We start from the raw sequence: 17,570 nt of genomic DNA on the forward strand, positions 1-17,570 counted from the left end.
TTTTGATGCACGCGGCTCCACAACGCCTTACCCCGCTGGCCGATAGCTCCCCCGCCGCCGTGGTCGCCGGTTTCGTCGCCATGCTGGTGGGCTACACCAGTTCCCTGGTGCTGATGTTCCAGGCCGGTCAGAATGCCGGCCTGAGCAGCGGACAGATCTCCTCCTGGATCTGGGCACTGTCCATCGGCATGGCGCTGACCACCATCGGCCTGTCGTTGAAGTACCGCACCCCCATCGTCATCGCCTGGTCGACCCCGGGCGCCGCCCTGCTGGTCACCAGCCTGCCGTCGGTGCCCTACAGCGACGCCATCGGCGCCTTTGTCCTCTGCGCCGTGCTGCTCGCCCTGTGCGGCCTCACCGGCAGCGTCGACCGTCTACTGCGTCGGGTACCCCCGGCCCTCGCCGCCGCCCTGCTGGCCGGCATCCTCTTTCGCATCGGCATCGAGATCTGCACCGCGGTCCAGCACCAGACCGCGCTGGTACTGGGCATGGCCCTGGCCTACCTGGTGGCCAAGCGGCTGTGGCCGCGCTACTGCGTGCTGGTCGCACTGGTGGCTGGCCTGCTGCTGGCCGCCGGGCTGGGCCTGCTGGACTTCCACAGCCTGCGCCTGGAGCTGGCGGTGCCGGTGTGGACCACCCCGACCTTTTCCCTGGCCGCCACCATCGGCATCGCCATCCCGCTGTTCGTGGTGGCCATGGCCTCGCAGAACATGCCCGGTATCGCCGTGCTGCGCACCGATGGCTACGCGGTCCCGGCCTCCCCGCTGATCGCCACCACCGGCCTCGCCTCGCTGCTGCTGGCACCCTTCGGCTCCCATGGCATCAACCTGGCGGCCATCAGCGCGGCGATCTGCACCGGTCCCCAGGCCCATGAAGACGCCAGCAAGCGCTATACGGCGGCGGTCTGGTGCGGACTCTTCTATGGCATCGCCGGGCTGTTCGGCGCCACCCTGGCGGCGCTGTTCGCCTCGCTGCCAGGCGAACTGGTGATCTCGGTGGCCGCCCTGGCGCTGCTCGGCTCCATCATGAACGGCCTGCATGGCGCCCTCGCCGACCCCGGCCAGCGCGAACCGGCACTCATCACCTTTCTGGTCACCGCCTCGGGCCTGACCCTGGCCGGCATCGGCTCGGCCTTCTGGGGGCTGGTCGCCGGTCTTTTGGCCAGTTTGCTACTGACCGCACGTCGCCGTTAGAACCCGGGCCCCTCCTGACGGGTCGGAACTTGATCCTTCCCGTCAGGAGAACACCATGTCCCGTACCAATCGCCAGTTCCTGCTCGCCAAGCGCCCGTCCGGCGAACCCACCGCCGACACCTTCGAGCGCGTCGAGCAGCCGATCGGCGAACCCGGCGCCGGCCAGGTGCTGATCAAGAATCTGTTCCTGTCCCTCGACCCGGCCATGCGTGGCTGGATGAACGAGGGCAAGTCCTATATCAAGCCCATCGGTATCGGCGAGGTCATCCGCGCCCTGGGCGTGGGTGAGGTGGTGGCCTCCAACCACCCGGACTTCAAGGTGGGCGATACCGTCAACGGCATGCTCGGCATCCAGGACTACTACCTGGGCGAACCCCAGGGCTTCTACCCAGTGGATCCCAGCAAGGCCAGCCTGCCCCAGTATCTCTCGGTACTCGGCATGACCGGCCTCACCGCCTACTTCGGCCTGCTGGAAGTCGGCGAGCCCAAGGCCGGCCAGACCCTCGTGGTCTCAGGCGCCGCTGGCGCGGTCGGCAGCATGGTCGGCCAGATCGGCAAGCTCAAGGCCTGCCACGTGGTGGGCATCGCCGGCGGTGCGGAAAAATGCCGCTATCTGATCGAGGAGCTGGGCTTCGACGCCGCCATCGACTACAAGGCCGAGCCAGACCTGGCGGCCGCCCTGCGCCGTGAGTGCCCCAACGGCATCGACGTCTATTTCGACAACGTCGGCGGCCCGACCCTGGATGCGGTCCTGGCGCAGATCAATTTCCGCGCCCGGGTAGTCCTGTGCGGTGCCATCAGCCAGTACAACAGCGACAAGATCCAGGGCCCGCAGAACTATCTGGCGCTATTGAGCAATCGCGCCCGCATGGAAGGCTTCATCGTTCTCGACCACGCCGCCCGCTATGCCGAGGCGCAACAGCAGCTGGCGATCTGGCTGGCCGACGGCCAGCTCAAGTCCCGCGAGCATGTGGTGGAAGGCCTGGACACCTTCCCCACGACCTTGATGAAGCTGTTCTCCGGCGAGAACTTCGGCAAGCTGGTGCTCAAGGTCTGAACCGCGTCGGAAAATCGTCGCGAGCGGGCCGCCTATGCGGTCCGCTTGGCCTCCAGGCGCCAACTTATAGACGGCTAATCGCCATCATCTGCCTAAGTCATTGATTTTTATGAAACTATAAGACTGGCACGCTTCTCGCTTCAGAGGGACTATCCGCCAAGGAGAACAGGCATGGTCCCGCCCTCATCCAACACCATCAATCTCGATCGCGCTCGCCAGCAGCGTAACGCCAGCCAGGTCGCCCCCGTTCGCGAAAGCGATCCCCTGGTGCTGAGTACGCTACGTCAGCGCCTGCTCAGCGTCCTGCAGTCATCGTTGGATCTCGAACGGGTCCTGCAGCTCTTTCGGCAGGAGGTGGATACCCTCGTGGACGTACCTGGGCTCGCCTATCGCAACGCCGCAGAAGACGTGGTCATCAGACTGGGCGAAGAGCAGGGTCACCAGGTGCACTACCACCTGAGCCAGGGCGATATCCGCCTGGGTGAGCTGACCTTCTACCGTCAGGAGCGCTTCCAGGACAGCGAGCTCAGTGCGCTGGAATACCTCCTCGGCACCCTGCTGTTTCCCCTGCGCAACGCCATGCTCTATCGCGAGGCGCAGAACAATGCCCTGCGCGATGCCCTCACCGGGGTCGGCAATCGCAACGCCCTGGACCGCGCCCTGGTGCGGGAGCTGGAGCTGGCGCGCCGTACCCAGCAGCCCCTGTCGCTGCTGATGCTGGATCTGGACCACTTCAAACGCATCAACGACCGCTTCGGCCACAGCGTCGGGGACGACGTGTTGCGGCAGACCGCCCGCACCCTCAGCAACTGCCTGAGAAGCATGGACATGATCTTTCGCTTTGGCGGCGAGGAATTCTGCGTGCTGCTGTCGGCCACCGGTCATGAGGCAGCCCATATCGTGGCGGAGCGCCTGAGAGCGGCTGTCGAAGCTCAATCGGAGACCGCCGGCGCCATTCCACTGCCGGTCACCCTGAGCCTCGGGCTGGCGACGCTACGTGACGTCGAGTCCCCGCGCTGCCTGCTGCTGCGCGCGGATCGAGCCCTCTATCAAGCCAAGGCCGAAGGCCGCAATCGATCCTGCAGCCTGACCTGAGGGTCGCCTGGGGCCAGGCGACCGCTCTGCTTAGCGGCGACCGCCCTTGCCGGTACCGCCACCGCTTGGACCGCGACGCGGCGCGATGCCGGGCGAGGTACGGCCCTTGCTGACCGGCTTGCGGCCCATTTCGCTCGGCCGCTCGGCCACGGCCGACCCCTGGGGCTTGCTGGCCTTGCCCGCCTTGTTGAGCTTGTTGCGCGAACCCCGACCGGCATCGATCGGCCGCGCGGTCTTGCGCTGCTGACGTTCGAGCTTTTCCTTGGTCTTGCCGCCCATGGCCGGCAGCGCCACCGGCGGCAGCCCGACTTCGCCCGCGAGGATGTCGATCTCCCCCTGGGTCATCTCGCGCCAGCGGCCGACCGGCAGATCGCTGGTCATGAACACCGGACCGAAACGAACGCGCTTCAGACGACTCACCACCAGGCCCTGGGACTCCCACAGCCGGCGGACTTCACGGTTGCGGCCTTCCATCACCACGCAATGGAACCAGTGGTTGAAGCCATCGCCTTCCGGCGCCTGCTGGACGTCGGTGAAGCGTGCCGGACCGTCTTCGAGGATCACCCCGTTCTTCAGGCGCAGCAGCATCTCTTCGGTCACCTCGCCACGTACCCGCACCGCATATTCGCGGTCCATTTGGTAGGACGGGTGCATCAACCGGTTGGCCAGTTCGCCATCGGTGGTGAACAGCAGCAGGCCGGTGGTGTTGATGTCCAGGCGACCGACATTGATCCAGCGACCCTGCTTGGGCTTGGGCAGGCGGTCGAAGACGGTGGGTCGGCCTTCGGGATCGTCACGGGTGCAGATCTCGCCCTCGGGCTTGTTGTAGATCAATACCCGGCGTACCACTTCCTCGGCCTGGTCGCGCTTGAGCAGACGTCCGTCCACCGCGATGGCGTCCTTGGGCATGACTCGCAGCCCCAGGGGGGCGACCACGCCATTGACCTTGATGCGGCCTTCGCCGATCCAGGCTTCGACATCGCGACGCGAGCCGACGCCCAGGCGCGACAGCACCTTCTGCAGCTTCTCACCAGCTGGCGCAGGGACGGTTTCTTCGAGGGATTCGTTTTGGGGATTCTTGTCGAGGGTCATCAGGCACCTCCCGGTGTAGTGGACGACAAAGGCGCCGCGGAATGGGCGCCAGGAAAAAGACAGGGGCGCATGATAGCGCCCCCGCTCGCGCCAGCCTAGCGAGTGTGGTGTCTCTGAAATTGACTGCACAATTTTGGCGGCGCTTTTTCGGCTGTGGCGGCGTTGCCACTCCTCGCCATAGCCCTGCTATGACTCGTACCGGCGCCTGGCCACAGCCAAGAAATCACTCGCCAATTCTTGCGCGAACTTCAGAGACACCGCACTAGCCCAGCGGGTGACGGATGGCCGCAGGCTCAGTCGAGCGTCGCCAGGGCCTCGCGGCAGAGTTGTTCGACGCGCGTCCAGTCCTTGGCTTTGACCACGTCACCCGGCAGCATCCAGCTACCGCCAACGCACAGCAGATTGGGCTGCTGGAAGTAGTTCTTCACATTGCCTGGATTGACGCCACCGGTCGGGCAGAACTTGAGCTCGGCGAAGGGACCAGCGAAGGCTTTAAGCGCATCCACGCCGCCATAGACGTTGGCGGGAAACAGCTTGAAGCGGCGATAGCCCAGGCGATAGGCCTGCATGATCTCGGAGGGCGTGGCAATGCCCGGCAAGAGCGGAATGGGTGCCGCTACCCCGGCCTGGAGAATTTCCTCGGTGGTGCCCGGGGTGACGATGAACTGGGCGCCAGCCTCGACCGCGGCGTCAAACATCCGCACGTCCAGCACGGTGCCCACCCCCACGTCCAGCTCAGGACGCTCCTGGCGCAGTAGCCGTACGGCATCCAGCCCGTGGGCGGATCTCAGGGTGATCTCCAGCGCCGTAAGACCACCAGCGGCCATGGCATCGGCAAAGGGCAGCACGTCGGCCGGATCGTTGATCACGATCACCGGCAGAATGCGCGCGCGGGCGCACAGGGCATCTAGGGTCGCGATCTTGTTCTGCATGTCCAAAACTCAACTCCTCGTCAGGGGCACCAATAGACGACCAGGGGTTCGCGCAGGAACGCCTTGATCGGAGTGGCCAACTCGTCGCCCTCGGCCAGAGCGGTTTCCAGTACCTGTCGCTTGCCCGCGCCCTGGACGGCGAGGATCTGTTGCCGCGCGCGGCTCAGATAGGCGCGGCTCAGGGTGATGCGGGTCTGGGGCGCGGACGGTGCCACGCCGGGGAAGCTCAGGCGTTCGCTGGCCGGATCCAGGGCCTCTTCCAGACCGGGACTGCCGGGGAACAGCGAGGCGGTATGGGCGTCGTCACCCATCCCCAGGACCAGCACATCAGGCGTACCCAAGGCGTCGCGGAGCCGGGCTTCGGTCAGGGCCATGCCCTCCTGCGCAGTGGCCGCCGGGGTATAGAGATCGACGAATCCGGCCGCGGCGGCAGGTCCCTGGAAGAGGTGCTGGCGCAAGAGGCCGGCGTTGCTGTCCGGGTCATCGATGGGTACCCAGCGCTCGTCGGCCAGGGTGACCAGCACCTTGGACCACTCCAGGTCCGCCTGAGCCAGGCGTTCGAGGAAGGGCACCGGACTGCGCCCACCAGAAACGATCAGCAAGGCCTCGCCACGGGCCGCCAGAGCCTCGCGCAGCGCGGTGGTGACCGTCTCGGCCAACGCCGTGGCATGGGCCTCGCGGTCGGGCAATTCGCGCAGGGTCACGCCCTGCCCCAGATCAGACGTCGCCATACCAGGATCTCCCGTCTCGTGCGATCAGTGCGATGGAGGTCAGCGGACCCCAGCTGCCGGCGGCATAGGACTTGGGCGAGTCGCCCATCTTCGACCAGCCATCCATCAGCTGATCGCACCATTTCCAGGCCGCTTCGATCTCGTCCTTGCGGACGAACAGCGACTGGTTGCCCTGCATGACTTCCAGCAGCAGCCGCTCGTAGGCATCCGGGGTGCGCAGATGCTTGAAGGTCTCGGAAAAATTGAGTTGCAGCGGACCGCTGCGCAGTTGCATGCCCTTGCGCAGACCCTGGTCCTTGCTCATCACCTGCAGCGAAATACCCTCGTCCGGCTGGATGCGGATGATCAGGCGGTTGCTGATCAGGCTGCGCTGCTCGGGGGCGAAGATATAGTGCGGTGGTTCCTTGAAGTGGATGACGATCTGCGACAGCTTCTGCGGCATGCGCTTGCCGGTACGCAGATAGAAAGGCACGCCCGACCAGCGCCAGTTGCGAATGTCGGCGCGGATGGCGACAAAGGTCTCGGTGCGGCTTTCGGTGTTGGAGTTGGGCTCTTCCAGATAGCCCGGCACCGGCTTGCCGTCGCTGTAGCCCGAGGTGTACTGGCCCAGGACCACGCGGCTGGCCAGCTGGTCGCCGGTAATCGGTTCCAGCGCCTTGAGCACCTTGACCTTCTCGTCACGGATGCTGTCGGCCGACAGATCCGCCGGCGGATCCATGGCGGTCAGGCAAAGCAGTTGCAGCAGGTGATTCTGCACCATGTCGCGCAACTGGCCAGCCTGGTCGAAATAGCCCCAGCGGCCTTCGATGCCGACCTTCTCGGCCACGGTGATCTCCACATGGGAGATGTAGTTCTGGTTCCACTGGGTCTCGAACAGGCTGTTGGCGAACCTCAGGGCGATGAGGTTCTGGACGGTTTCCTTGCCCAGGTAGTGATCGATGCGATAGACGCGATCCTCGGGGAAGAAGCGCGCCACGGCGTCGTTGACCACCTTGGAGGATTCCAGGTCGTAGCCGATGGGCTTTTCCATCACCACCCGGGTGCGCTCGCACAGACCGACGGCGGCGAGGTTCTCGCAGATGGCACTGTAGACCAGCGCCGGGGTCGCGAAATAGGCGATCAACGGCGAGGTCTCACCCACATCCTCGGCAAGTCCCGTATAGTCTTCGCGATTGCGGAAATCAATGGCGCGATAGCCGAGGCGACCACGCATCCGCGTCCATACCGTTTCGTCCCAATCGGCCTTGGGCACATAGTGGCGCAGGCGCTCCTCGATGTGCTCCAGCTGCTTGACCCCATCGCCCTGGTCACGCGCCAGCGCCATGATGCGGGTATCCTCGTGCAGCAAACCTTCACGATCCAGCTGATAAAGGGCAGGGAAAAGTTTGCGCAGGGCCAGGTCGCCCAACGCGCCGAAGATTGCCAGGGTACAGGGTAGAACTCGGACGCCAGCCATAAATATTCGTTCTTTTACTTAAAGTTTGAGATATTCCAGCACCATGATAGGGGAGCCGGGGCGATTCGCGTAGTCTTTATATTAAAAAATACGGCGCCGGGGTAACCCCGGCCCAAACCTTTTATAGCCTTAGGATAGAGGCACAACAACCACTAGGAGTTCTCATGGATCGTGCCAGCACCCTGCTGCAAACCATCCAGACCCGCATCGGCGAACTCAACCGCGCGGAGCGCAAGGTCGCCGAGGTCATCCTGCAGAATCCCCGGCAGGCCACGCGCTACACCATCGCGGCCCTGGCCCAGGCGGCGCAGGTCAGCGAACCCACCGTCAACCGCTTCTGCCGCTCCCTGGGCGTGAGCGGCTATCCGGAAATGAAGATCCAGCTGGCGCAGAGCATCGCCAGCGGCGCGGTCTATGTCAGTCAGGCGGTGGAAGCCAACGACGAATCCGAGGCCTACGCGGAAAAGATCTTCAGCAGCACCATCGCCTCGCTGGACAGCGCCCGCCAGCGGCTGGACGCCCGCACCGTCGATCGCGCGGTGGATCTGATGATCCAGGCGCGGCAGATCCACTTCTTCGGCCTGGGCGCCTCGGCCCCCGTCGCCCTGGACGCCCAGCACAAGTTCTTCCGCTTCAACATGGCGGTATCGGCGCATTCGGACGTGCTGATGCAGCGGATGCTCGCCTCCATCGCCAGGACCGGTGATCTCTTCGTGATCATCTCCTACACCGGCCGCACCCGCGAACTGGTGGACGTGGCCAAGCTGGCGCGGGACAACGGCGCCTCGGTGCTCGGCCTCACCGCCAGCAATACCCCCCTGGCCAAGGTCTGCACCCACAGTCTGGACATCCCGTTGCCGGAAGACACCGACATCTACATGCCCATGACCTCGCGGATCATCCAGCTCACCGTGCTGGACATCCTGGCCACCGGCGTCACGCTCAAGCGCGGTGTGGATTTCCAGCCGCACCTGCGCAAGGTCAAGGAAAGCCTGGTCGCGACCCGCTATCCCTCCGAGCCCGACCAGGGCTAGCGAGCAGCCCACCCGCGTGCTCCAGTTTCCCGGAGCACGCTGGCCGTCAGATATCGTCGCGGTGGCTGAACAGATCCCAGGTGGACATGAACAGGGCGGCGATCAGCGGGCCGATGACGAAGCCGTTCAGGCCGAACAGCGACATGCCGCCGATGGTGGAGATCAACACCACGTAGTCGGGCATCTTGGTGTCCTTGCCGACCAGGATGGGGCGCAGCAGGTTGTCCACTAGACCGATCACCACCACGGCGAAGACGATCAGGATGACCCCTTTGATCACTGAACCGGTGGCCAGGAAGTAGATGGCCACCGGCACCCAGATCAGCGCTGAGCCGACCGCGGGCAGCAGCGACAGGAAGGCCATCAGGGTGCCCCAGAGTACCGCGCCCTGGACGCCCAGCACGCCGAGGATGAAGCCGCCCAGGGCGCCCTGCACCACGGCAACGATGATGTTGCCCTTGACCGTGGCGCGCACCACGGCGGTGAACTTGGCCATCAGGCTGCGCTTGTGCATGTCGCTCAGCGGAATGGCCTTGCGGATCAGCGCCACCAGCTGCGAACCGTCGCGCAGCAGGAAGAACAGCAGATAGAGCATCACGCCGAAGCCGATCAGGAACTGGAAGGTGCCCTGACCAAAGCTGAAGGCCTGGGTCGCGACGAACTGGCTGCCCTGCATGGCACCTTCGGAGAGCTTCTGGCGAATACCATCCAGATCACCGGCACCGAAGCGCTCCAGCACGCCACGTACCGAACCCGGCAAGGCACCCCAGATCTGCTGATAGTACTGGCCGAAGTTGAGCTGACCGCTGCTGACCTGCTGGTACAGCAGCGAGCCTTCCTGCACCAGGGAAATGGCGATGAACACCACTGGCAGGATGACGATGAGCAGGATCACGAACAGGGTGCAGAGCGCCCCGAGGTTGCGTCTGTTGTTGAAGCGGCGGACGAACCAGCGCTGCAGCGGGGCGAACAGGATGGCGAGGATGGCGCCCCAGAACACCGCGCCCAGGAAGGGGGTGAGGATCCAGACGAAGGCCAGCGAGACCACCACCAGCAGGATCAGGAACGTCTTGTTTTCCAGCCGAGCACTTTTCATTGGCTTTCGCGATTCCACACAAGGATGACAGGCCTTGCTTAGAGCCTCGGAAGCCGTGGGGTTCCCATGAGCACCCCAACTCGACCCAAAGAGGCGCGCCGGCGTGGCCGGCGCGCCTGGGATCATACGCGAAACTGACGGACCAGACCGTCCAGGCGCTCGCCCAGGCCGACCATGCCGGCGGTGTTGCGCGCGCCTTGCTGGGCACCCTGGGCCATGCTGTCGACCGCACTGGCGATGGTGTGGACGCTGCGATTGACCTCTTCGGCCACCGCCGTCTGCTCCTCGGCGGCACTGGCGATCTGGCTGTTCATGGCGTTAATGGTGGCGATCAGCTCGCTGATCGCGGCCAGGGCGGTACCGGCCTGCTCGGCCTGAGCCGTAGTGGCCTCGCCCATGCCGCCCGAGCGTTCCATGGCCCCGACCGCGCGGCCGGTGGCCTGTTGCAGGCGATCGATCATGGCCTGGATTTCCTGGGTGCTCTGCTGGGTCCGGCTGGCCAGGGCTCGTACCTCGTCGGCGACCACGGCGAAACCGCGACCGGCCTCGCCCGCCCGGGCCGCTTCGATGGCAGCATTGAGGGCCAGCAGATTGGTCTGCTCGGCAATGGCGCGAATCACGTCGAGCACGCCGACGATGGCGCCCACGTCCTGCTTGAGGCCATCCAGGGACACGCTGCTCTGGCGGACCTCCTCGACCAGTTCGTGAATGCGCGCCACGCTGGTGGCAACCGTCTCGCGGGCCAGCCGACCTTTCTCCTCGGTCTGACGGGTGGCTTCGGAGGCCTGCAGGGCACTGCTCGCCACTTCCTGGGCCGCCGCGGACATCTGGTTGATGGCGGTGGCCACCTGGTCGGTTTCGCTGCGCTGGCGCTGCATGTCGCGATCGGTGCGCTGGGCCTGCTGGGCGACGTCGTCGAGCAGACCGGTGAACTGGTGAGTGATGTCGACGACCTGGGCGATGGTGCCCTGGATGCGATCGACGAAGCGATTGAAGGCGGCGGCGAGTTCACCGATCTCGTCGCGCCCGTTGACCGGCAGGCGGCGGGTCAGATCGCCCTCCCCGGCCGCGATGTCGTCGAGATTCTCCCGGATCTGCGCCAGAGGCCTGAGGGTGCGAGCGGCAAACAGCTGCGCGACGATGCCGATCACCACCAGCAGCACGCCGGCCACGCCGAAGATCAGCCAGAGCTGGTCCTGGGTGCGCTTGGCGACCTGCTGGGCCACGGCAGCGACCTCGGCCTCCACGCCATCCAGATTCACCGCCGAGCCGATCACCAGATCCCATTTGGGCAGGTAGTCGGTGTAGGCGAGTTTGGGCACCAGCACGTCCTTGTTGCCGGGCAGCGACGAGCTGTAGCGACTGAAATGCGAGCCATCCTTGCCGACCCGAACCAGTTCCTGGTTGAGGTAGACGCCAGCCGGGTCGCGGTTGTCCTTGAAGCTCTTGCCGATGCCGGCCGGGTCGTTGCCCTTGAACAACCGCACGACGTTCGAGTCGTAGCCGAAGATATAGCCGTCCTTGCCATAGCTGATGGCCGACAGCAGGCGGATGGCCTCCTTGCGCGCCTCGGTATCACCATCAGCGGCCCTGTCGTACAACGGCTTGACCACGGTCATGGCCGTTTCGACGGTATTCTGCAGGGCGCTGCGACTCTGCACCATGAGCCGCTCGCGGGCATCGGCGACATCCTTGGCTGCCTGCGCCTGGAACACCCAGTAGGACAGGCCGCCCAGGACGACAGTGAAGAGGCAGACGGGCAGCACTGCCAGCAGGGTGACTTTCAGTTTCAGGCTCACGGGGTTCTCCTTGGTCGCAAGAGCTCAGGGCGTTATCGACCCCTTGCCCACAAACTTGACCGCAGAGTCATCTCCCGGACGAATGCCTGGTGCCGGCACCAGGCAATGGCAGACGGATCACCACGGCGAGACCGCCCAGCGCCGCGACCTCCAGCGCCAGGGTTCCGCCACAGCTGTCGACGATGTCCCGAGCAATCCCCAGGCCCAACCCATGCCCCGCCACCGCCTCGTCCAGACGGGAGCCCCGGTCCAGAATGGCCTCGCGCTCCGCTTCCGGCACCCCGGGTCCATCGTCTTCAACCCGGATCAGATAGCCCTCCTCATCCTGCGCCACCTCCAGCCGGACCTGCCGATCCGCCCACTTGCCGGCGTTGTCCAGCAGATTGCCGAACAGCTCCAGCAGGTCTTCACGGTCCCAGGGCAGCCGAAGCCCTGTGGGCAGTTGGCAGTCGAAACTCAGGTGCTCGCCATGCAGCCGATTGAGCAGCACGCAGAGCTCGCGCAGCTCGGCGACGTCCAGATAAGCACCCGGCAAGGCCTCGCCGGCCAGTCGGGCACGGCGCAGCTCTCGCTCCAGCCGTTCGCGAATGCGCGCCAACTGCTCACGCAGGCTGTCGCGCTGCTCCGGCAACCCCTGCAATTCCGGCCGCTCGGCCAGGCTGGTGAGGACCGCCAAGGGCGTCTTGAGCGCATGACCCAGATTGCCGATGCCATGCCGTGCACGCTTGAGGCCTTCTTCGGTATGGCGCAACAGCGCATTCATTTCCGCCACCAGCGGCGCGAGTTCGGTGGGCACGCTGGCGTCCAGCGTCGAGCGGCGGCCCTGATGCAGCTGGGCGATCTGCTCGCGCACCTGCTCCAGTGGGCGCAACGCCCGACGCACGATCAGCCGCTGCAGCAGCAGGACCACCAGCAGGGTCGCCAGACCCAACAGGGCGCCGAAGGCGAGGATACGCTTCAGGTTGGCCAGCAAGGGGTTGTAGTCGTCGGCGACCGTGACCTGCACCGTCTGGCCATAGCGCTGGTAATCAGCGCGGTAGGTGAGCAGGCGCTGGCCACTGGGACCGTCCGCCAGGGTATCGCTCAAGCCATTGCCGGGCGGCGCTTCCAGTTGCGCATCCCATAGCGAGCGCGAGCGCCAGCGGATATCCAGCGCCGGGATCTCGATCAGGAAATAGCGGCCCGACAGCGGCCGGGTATAGAGGCTGCCCAGGCGTCCCTCGTCCAATTGCAGGCCGTGGGGGCCGCGTACCAGGGCAGCGAGTAGATTTTCCGTCTCGCCGCGTAGCCCGGTTTCCAGATAGCGGCGCAGGGCATGATCCACCAGCCAGGCGCCGCCGAGTACCAGCACTAGACCGGCCACCAGCAGGATGGCCACCAGCCCGACCCTGAGGTGGGTCTGGATGGATCTCAATCGACACCGCCCAGGCGATAGCCCTGACCGCGACGGGTCTCGATGACGTCCCGCCCCAGCTTGCGCCTCAGGTGATTGACGTGCACCTCGATGACGTTGGAATCCCGCTCGCTCTCGCCGTCATACAGGTGATCGTTGAGTCGCGTCTTGGACAGGATCTGGCCGGGATGCAGCAGAAAACAGCGAAGCAGGCGAAATTCCGCCGCGCTGAGGGCGATGGTCTCACCGCCACGGACCACGCACTGGCGCGCCTCGTCCAGCGCCAATCCCCCGGCTTGCAGCAGTGGCTGATTGGCGACGCCACGCACCCGCCGCAGCAGCGCGGCGATCCGCAGGCCCAGTTCTTCGGGGTGAAACGGCTTGGTGAGGTAGTCATCGGCGCCCGCCTTGAGGCCATCGATGCGTTCGGCCCAGCTGTCACGCGCCGTCAGGATCAGCACTGGCGTCGCCAGCGCGGCGGCGCGCCACTCTCCGAGCACCTCGAGGCCTGGCCGACCTGGCAGGCCCAGGTCGAGAACGATAAGGTCATAGGGCTCCTGGGCACCCTGCCAGGCGGCGTCGCGGCCATCGGCCAACCAGTCGACGGCGTAACCCTGGCGCGAGAGGAACGCCGCGATCTCGTCGGCCAGGGCCACATCGTCTTCCACCAGCAGCAGGCGCATCTAGTCGTCCACCTCGTCCTTCAGGATGGCGCCATCCATCGCGCCGATTTCCAGTTCACGGACCACATCGCCAACGAGGATCTCGATCTCGTAGCGATACTGGCCGTCTTCTTCTTCCAACTCGGCTTCCAGCAGCCGGGCCTGGGGGTAGCGTTCGTTGACTCGCTGCAGCAGGGTCTCCAGGGGCCGGATCACCCCCTCCTTGCGCAGCCTGAGGGCCTCGTCCTGATCCAGGTCGCGGGCCTGGATCAGGGGAGAGACGCCGCCGAGCAGGATCAGCCCGGCAAGGACGACGGTCAGTCGTCGCGCTGATTTTTCAGGACTTCGCCAGTGGTGGCGTCGAGTTCCAGATCCCATTTCACACCTTTGGGGTCACGCAGTTCCAGTTGGTAGATGTAGCGGCCATATTCTTCTTCCAGCTCGGTCTCGTGGGTGGTCGAGCCCGGGTGCTTGGCGATGGCGGCCTGGTTGAGCACCTCGAAGCTCTTGATCTTGCCGCTGTCACGCAGCTTGAGGGCTTCGTCGGGACCGAGGTCGCGGGCTTGGGCGACGCCCACACCGGTGAGCAGGAGGGCGGCGGTCGCGAGGGCGGTGAGCTTTTTCATGAGGATTCTCTCTCTGGTTGCTGTTCGATCTGGGTCCAGAGTAGCGATCCGCCATTAATCGAAACTTAAACGCCGCTTAAGCCAAGCTTAATCGGATCGGACCGCGCCAGGGCACTCCCAGGTCTAGGGATTCCCCCTTTTGCGTCACCCGCAGTCGACCTTCGCGAGCCAGTTCCCGTGCCGTGTCGCGTAAGGGCTCCATCAGCGGTCGCCAGTCCGCGGCCAGACTTCGTGCCACTTCCGAGGGGCAAAAGGTCGTGCCCGGACGGCATGCCTGGGCCTTGCCCAGCAGGGCGTCGCGCAGCTGTACGTCGGTCGGCTTGGGTGCGGTCATGAGAACCTGGTCCCTTTTCCTGGAGTCCACCGTTTCGACCAGGAAAACGTCGGTGCAGTCATGACCTCTCGCTCGAAAGTAATGCAACGCCTCGCCCAGACCGATTTGCCCATCCCCGCCGATGAGCGTGACGACACCGGAACCGCCCTCTGTACCCCCCTGCCGCCCGATCTCAACTACGTCGATGACAATCAGGCCGGCCTGAGCCGCCGCAAGCTGCGTGGCAAGTGGGCCTACTTCACGCCCGAGGGCGAACGCATCCGCGATCAGGCGGAAATCGAACGCATCAACAAGCTGGCCATTCCGCCGGCCTATACCGATGTCTGGATCTGCTCGGACGCCAATGGCCATCTGCAGGCCACCGGACGCGATGCCCGCGGGCGCAAGCAATATCGCTACCATCCGCGCTGGCGCGAGATCCGCGATACCGACAAGTATGAGCGGATGCTGGCCTTCGGGCAGGCCTTGCCCAAGCTGCGGCAACGGGTGGAAGAGGATCTCGCTCGGCGCGGCCTGTGCCGTGAGAAGGTCATGGCCACGGTCATCAGCCTGCTCGATGCCACCCTGATCCGGGTGGGCAATGCCCAGTACGCCAAGAGCAACAAGTCCTATGGGCTCACCACCCTGCGCAACCGGCATGCCGAGGTGCACGGTAATACCATCGCCTTCCACTTCCGTGGCAAGAGCGGTGTGGAGCATGACATCAAGGTCAGCGATCCGCGGCTGGCACGCACCGTGAAGAAGTGTCTGGAGTTGCCTGGCCAGCACCTCTTCCAGTACGTGGATGGCGATGGCGAACGCCATACCGTGACCTCATCCGACGTCAACGCCTACCTGCACGAGCTGACCGGTGCGGATTTCACCGCCAAGGACTATCGCACCTGGGCCGGCAGCGCCCTCGCCTTGGAAGCCCTACGCGAGTTGCGTTGTGAAACCCAGACCGACGCCAAGAAAGAGCTGGTGGACATGGTCAAGGCGGTGTCCCGCACCCTGGGCAATACCCCGGCGGTATGCCGCAAGTGCTATATCCATCCAGGCGTGCTGGATGCCTTTCTGGCCGGTGACCTCTGCACCCTGCCCAAACCGCGCAAGCGCAAGGGGTTGAAGGAGGAGGAGGTCCTGCTGCTCAACTTCCTGCAGCGGCTGGAACAGCGGATGGCGGAAACCCAGGCGGCTTGACGGAAAGAGGCGGTTCGCTCCGCCTCTGGTTATCGCGGTGCGCCATCGTTGGTAGGGTCACTCCAGCGGCCCTGATGCTCAGCTGCCTCGCTGCAGGAGTGGTCCTGGCGAGCTGATGACGAAGCAGTATTTGTTATGTTATAACTTTTGCTTCGTTATCCAAGGCTCGATCATGGCATCCCCGCGCCCTTCCCTGCTATTGCTCTCCGTACCCGCTCGTCTGTCGCTCGCCTGCATTCCCCTAGTCGCTCTGTGGCTGGCTGTAAGCTGGGCGGTCGCCCTGCCATGAGCGCCGCCATCGAACTCCAGGACCTGACGCTGGCCTATCAGCGGCATCCAGCCATTCATCATCTCAGCGGGTGCTTCCGGACCGGCAGTCTGACCGCCATCGTCGGTCCCAATGGGGCGGGCAAGTCCACCCTGCTCAAGGCCATTGCCGGCACCCTGCGACCGCTCAGCGGCCGGGTCAACCGGGCAGTGCCGCAACGCCGTCTGGGCTATCTGCCCCAGGCCGCAGAGATCGATCGCAGCTTTCCACTCAGCGTGCTGGAAACCGTGGTGCTGGGCGCTTGGCGTGGTTTGGGCCTCTGGCGCGGCGTCACCGCTGCACACCGGAAGGACGCAACAGAGGCGTTGCAGGCCGTAGGCCTCGAAGGCCTGGAGGATCGCCTGGTCGGCGCCCTGTCTTCTGGCCAGTTCCAGCGGGTGCTGTTCGCGCGCTTGCTGCTGCAGGATGCGCCCGTGCTGCTGCTGGACGAGCCCTTCACCGCCATCGATGCCCGCACCACCGCGGATCTGCTGACCATCGTCAGGCGCTGGCATGGCCAGGGCCGTACCGTGATCGCCGTGCTGCACGACCTGGAGCAGGTCCGTCAGCACTTTCCCGAGACCCTGCTGCTGGCCCGGGAAGCCATCGCCTGGGGCCATACCGACCAGGTGCTGATCACCGAGAATCTGGCCCGCGCCCGCAATCTCGCCGAACACTGGGACGCTCATGCGGGGGTCTGTGAACGCGCATGACCCTCTATCAGCTCCTCTTCGAACCCTTCGTCGAATTCGGCTTCATGCGCCGCGCCCTGGTGGCCTGCCTGGCCCTGGCGCTGGGCGCCGGTCCGGTGGGCGTTCTGCTGATGCTCAGGCGCATGAGCCTGGTGGGCGATGCCATGAGTCACGCCGTGCTGCCGGGTGCGGCGCTGGGCTTCATGGTCGCCGGGCTGTCGCTGCCAGCCATGGGCATCGGCGGCATGCTCGCCGGACTGCTGGTGGCCGGACTCGCAGGTCTGGTCAGCCGCTTCACCAGCCAACGCGAAGACGCCAGTTTCGCCAGCTTCTACCTGATTTCCCTGGCTGCCGGGGTGCTGATCGTATCGCTGCACGGCTCCAGCGTGGATTTGCTGCACGTGCTGTTCGGCACCATCCTGGCCATCGACGCCATGGCGCTCTACCTGGTCGCCGGCATCGCCACCCTGTCGCTGGTGGTGCTGGCGGTGATCTACCGGCCACTGGCCCTGGAATGCTTCGACCCGGGCTTCCTGCGCGCCGTGGGTGGCCGTGGCTCGCTCTATCACCTGCTGTTCCTGCTGCTGGTGGTGCTCAACTTGGTCGCCGGCTTCCAGGCCCTGGGCACCCTGATGGCAGTGGGCCTGATGATGCTGCCGGCCACCGCCGCGCGCTTCTGGGCCAACAGCCTGCCCGGCCTGATGGCGGTGGCCAGTCTGATCGCCAGTCTCAGCGGGCTGGTCGGCCTGGTGCTGTCCTACCACCTCGGCTGCGCCTCCGGCCCCGCCATCGTGCTCACCGCCGGTGGCTGCTATCTCCTATCCCTGCTGTTCGGCCGTCTGGGGCTCTATCGACGGCTGCGTCCCCGCCCTCATCTCACCCATTGAAAGGA

General features: G+C 65.3%; 18 protein-coding genes and 1 pseudogene. 7 read left to right on the plus strand and 12 right to left on the minus strand.

Features of this window, described 5'->3' with window-relative positions; translation table 11 throughout:
* Positions 1 to 5: 5 nt before the first annotated feature.
* The 3 genes from V6W80_RS11975 to V6W80_RS11985 all read left to right on the plus strand — a co-directional run bounded on the left by V6W80_RS11975 (position 6) and on the right by V6W80_RS11985 (position 3,345).
* A complete protein-coding gene (locus V6W80_RS11975) occupies positions 6 to 1,193 on the plus strand; it encodes a benzoate/H(+) symporter BenE family transporter (protein ID WP_338547319.1) in 1,188 nt (395 codons plus the stop codon).
* Positions 1,194 to 1,248: 55 nt separating this feature from the next.
* The gene (locus V6W80_RS11980) at positions 1,249 to 2,250 is read left to right on the plus strand and encodes an NADP-dependent oxidoreductase (protein ID WP_338547320.1); all 1,002 of its coding nucleotides are present in this window, start codon (positions 1,249 to 1,251) and stop codon (positions 2,248 to 2,250) included.
* Between the two features lie 171 nt (positions 2,251 to 2,421).
* Positions 2,422 to 3,345: a GGDEF domain-containing protein gene (locus V6W80_RS11985; protein WP_338547322.1), complete on the plus strand. Its 924-nt coding sequence runs from the start codon at positions 2,422 to 2,424 to the stop codon at positions 3,343 to 3,345.
* Positions 3,346 to 3,375: 30 nt separating this feature from the next.
* On the opposite strand, the gene rluB is transcribed toward V6W80_RS11985, so the two are convergent.
* The 4 genes from rluB to zwf form a co-directional block, all read right to left on the minus strand.
* A complete protein-coding gene (gene rluB / locus V6W80_RS11990; protein ID WP_064308638.1) occupies positions 3,376 to 4,437 on the minus strand; it encodes a 23S rRNA pseudouridine(2605) synthase RluB in 1,062 nt (353 codons plus the stop codon).
* A 293-nt stretch (positions 4,438 to 4,730) separates the two neighbouring features.
* Positions 4,731 to 5,369, minus strand: a complete 639-nt coding sequence (locus tag V6W80_RS11995) for a bifunctional 4-hydroxy-2-oxoglutarate aldolase/2-dehydro-3-deoxy-phosphogluconate aldolase (RefSeq protein ID WP_044342103.1) — start codon at positions 5,367 to 5,369, stop codon at positions 4,731 to 4,733.
* Between the two features lie 20 nt (positions 5,370 to 5,389).
* Complete coding sequence (gene pgl, locus V6W80_RS12000; RefSeq protein WP_064308637.1) at positions 5,390 to 6,100, minus strand: 6-phosphogluconolactonase; 711 nt, start codon at positions 6,098 to 6,100, stop codon at positions 5,390 to 5,392.
* Positions 6,087 to 7,556 carry a glucose-6-phosphate dehydrogenase gene (zwf, locus tag V6W80_RS12005; RefSeq protein WP_338544361.1) on the minus strand — a complete coding sequence of 490 codons (1,470 nt, stop codon included), beginning with the start codon at positions 7,554 to 7,556 and terminating at the stop codon, positions 6,087 to 6,089. Before zwf ends, pgl begins: the two co-directional genes overlap by 14 nt.
* Positions 7,557 to 7,720: 164 nt before the next feature.
* Between zwf and V6W80_RS12010 the strand changes: the two genes are divergently transcribed.
* The gene (locus V6W80_RS12010; RefSeq protein ID WP_017640513.1) at positions 7,721 to 8,590 is read left to right on the plus strand and encodes a MurR/RpiR family transcriptional regulator; all 870 of its coding nucleotides are present in this window, start codon (positions 7,721 to 7,723) and stop codon (positions 8,588 to 8,590) included.
* A 46-nt stretch (positions 8,591 to 8,636) separates the two neighbouring features.
* Here the strand turns inward: V6W80_RS12010 and V6W80_RS12015 are convergent, their stop codons facing one another.
* The 8 genes and pseudogenes from V6W80_RS12015 to V6W80_RS12045 form a co-directional block, all read right to left on the minus strand.
* Positions 8,637 to 9,686, minus strand: coding sequence for an AI-2E family transporter (locus tag V6W80_RS12015; protein ID WP_017640512.1), 1,050 nt, complete (start codon positions 9,684 to 9,686; stop codon positions 8,637 to 8,639).
* Between the two features lie 122 nt (positions 9,687 to 9,808).
* The gene (locus V6W80_RS24065) at positions 9,809 to 10,564 is read right to left on the minus strand and encodes a methyl-accepting chemotaxis protein (RefSeq protein ID WP_371099782.1); all 756 of its coding nucleotides are present in this window, start codon (positions 10,562 to 10,564) and stop codon (positions 9,809 to 9,811) included.
* A 150-nt stretch (positions 10,565 to 10,714) separates the two neighbouring features.
* Positions 10,715 to 11,350: pseudogene (locus V6W80_RS24070) on the minus strand (cache domain-containing protein); the annotation flags it as partial.
* Between the two features lie 202 nt (positions 11,351 to 11,552).
* Positions 11,553 to 12,899: an ATP-binding protein gene (locus tag V6W80_RS12025; protein WP_338544362.1), complete on the minus strand. Its 1,347-nt coding sequence runs from the start codon at positions 12,897 to 12,899 to the stop codon at positions 11,553 to 11,555.
* The gene (locus V6W80_RS12030) at positions 12,896 to 13,561 is read right to left on the minus strand and encodes a response regulator transcription factor (RefSeq protein WP_017640509.1); all 666 of its coding nucleotides are present in this window, start codon (positions 13,559 to 13,561) and stop codon (positions 12,896 to 12,898) included. Before V6W80_RS12030 ends, V6W80_RS12025 begins: the two co-directional genes overlap by 4 nt.
* Entirely contained in the window at positions 13,562 to 13,837 is a 276-nt protein-coding gene (locus V6W80_RS12035; RefSeq protein WP_085984307.1) for a PepSY domain-containing protein, read from the minus strand.
* A gap of 20 nt (positions 13,838 to 13,857) precedes the next feature.
* On the minus strand, positions 13,858 to 14,166 hold the full coding sequence (locus tag V6W80_RS12040) for a PepSY domain-containing protein (protein WP_017640507.1): 309 nt from the start codon (positions 14,164 to 14,166) through the stop codon (positions 13,858 to 13,860).
* A gap of 76 nt (positions 14,167 to 14,242) precedes the next feature.
* The gene (locus V6W80_RS12045) at positions 14,243 to 14,500 is read right to left on the minus strand and encodes a DUF3253 domain-containing protein (RefSeq protein WP_064308867.1); all 258 of its coding nucleotides are present in this window, start codon (positions 14,498 to 14,500) and stop codon (positions 14,243 to 14,245) included.
* Between the two features lie 81 nt (positions 14,501 to 14,581).
* Between V6W80_RS12045 and V6W80_RS12050 the strand changes: the two genes are divergently transcribed.
* The 3 genes from V6W80_RS12050 (at position 14,582) to V6W80_RS12060 (ending at position 17,565) form a co-directional block, all read left to right on the plus strand.
* Entirely contained in the window at positions 14,582 to 15,679 is a 1,098-nt protein-coding gene (locus V6W80_RS12050; RefSeq protein ID WP_160922522.1) for a DNA topoisomerase IB, read from the plus strand.
* 285 nt (positions 15,680 to 15,964) lie between these two features.
* Positions 15,965 to 16,699, plus strand: coding sequence for a zinc ABC transporter ATP-binding protein AztA (gene aztA / locus V6W80_RS12055; RefSeq protein WP_160922523.1), 735 nt, complete (start codon positions 15,965 to 15,967; stop codon positions 16,697 to 16,699).
* Complete coding sequence (locus V6W80_RS12060) at positions 16,696 to 17,565, plus strand: metal ABC transporter permease (protein ID WP_160922524.1); 870 nt, start codon at positions 16,696 to 16,698, stop codon at positions 17,563 to 17,565. The genes aztA and V6W80_RS12060 overlap by 4 nt, the downstream gene beginning before the upstream one ends.
* Positions 17,566 to 17,570: the final 5 nt, after the last annotated feature.

Source organism: Pseudomonas benzopyrenica (genome assembly GCF_036884265.1).
Classification (GTDB): Bacteria; Pseudomonadota; Gammaproteobacteria; order Pseudomonadales; family Pseudomonadaceae; genus Chryseomonas; species Chryseomonas benzopyrenica.